This window comes from Rhizobium sp. BK060 (assembly GCF_014193145.1).
Classification (GTDB): domain Bacteria; phylum Pseudomonadota; class Alphaproteobacteria; order Rhizobiales; family Rhizobiaceae; genus Rhizobium.
The window spans coordinates 1-1,178 of sequence record NZ_JACHYW010000075.1 but is presented as its reverse complement, the minus strand read 5'-3'; the positions used below and the strand labels follow the sequence as shown (position 1 = coordinate 1,178).

The window sequence follows — 1,178 nt, the reverse complement described above, 5'->3', positions numbered from 1 at the left end:
ATGGCAAAGAGTAAGTTTGAGCGCAACAAGCCGCACGTTAACATCGGCACGATCGGCCACGTTGACCACGGCAAGACGTCTCTGACGGCAGCGATCACGAAGTATTTCGGCGAGTTCAAGGCGTACGACCAGATCGACGCGGCTCCGGAAGAAAAGGCCCGCGGCATCACCATCTCGACGGCGCACGTCGAATATGAGACGCCGAACCGTCACTATGCCCACGTTGACTGCCCCGGCCACGCCGACTACGTCAAGAACATGATCACCGGTGCCGCCCAGATGGACGGCGCGATCCTGGTGTGCTCGGCAGCTGACGGCCCGATGCCGCAGACCCGCGAGCACATCCTGCTGGCTCGCCAGGTTGGCGTTCCGGCGATCGTCGTGTTCCTCAACAAGGTTGACCAGGTTGACGACGCCGAGCTTCTCGAACTCGTCGAGCTGGAAGTGCGCGAGCTTCTGTCGTCCTACGACTTCCCGGGCGACGACATTCCGGTCATCAAGGGCTCGGCTCTTGCCGCTCTGGAAGACTCCGACAAGAAGATCGGCGAAGACGCGATCCGCGAGCTGATGGCGGCTGTTGACGCCTACATCCCGACGCCTGAGCGCCCGATCGACCAGCCGTTCCTGATGCCGATCGAAGACGTGTTCTCGATCTCCGGCCGTGGTACGGTCGTGACCGGCCGCGTCGAGCGTGGCATTGTCAAGGTTGGTGAAGAAGTCGAAATCGTCGGCATCCGCCCGACCTCGAAGACGACGGTTACCGGCGTTGAAATGTTCCGCAAGCTGCTCGACCAGGGCCAGGCTGGCGACAACATCGGTGCACTGGTTCGCGGTGTGAACCGTGACGGCGTCGAGCGTGGTCAGATCCTGTGCAAGCCGGGCTCTGTCAAGCCGCACAAGAAGTTCAAGGCTGAAGCCTACATCCTGACGAAGGAAGAAGGCGGCCGTCATACGCCGTTCTTCACCAACTACCGTCCGCAGTTCTACTTCCGCACGACGGACGTGACCGGCATCGTCACCCTGCCGGAAGGCACGGAAATGGTTATGCCTGGCGATAACGTCACGGTTGACGTCGAGCTGATCGTTCCGATCGCGATGGAAGAAAAGCTGCGCTTCGCTATCCGCGAAGGCGGCCGTACGGTCGGCGCAGGCATCGTTGCCTCCATCGTCGAGTAATC

At 61.2% G+C, this 1,178-nt stretch carries 1 protein-coding gene; it reads left to right on the top strand.

Annotation, left to right across the window (positions count from 1 at the left end):
* Positions 1 to 1,176 (top strand): elongation factor Tu (tuf, locus tag FHT71_RS31180; RefSeq protein ID WP_018857113.1); only part of this gene is annotated, 1,176 nt, incomplete at its 5' end.
* Positions 1,177 to 1,178 lie beyond the last annotated feature (2 nt).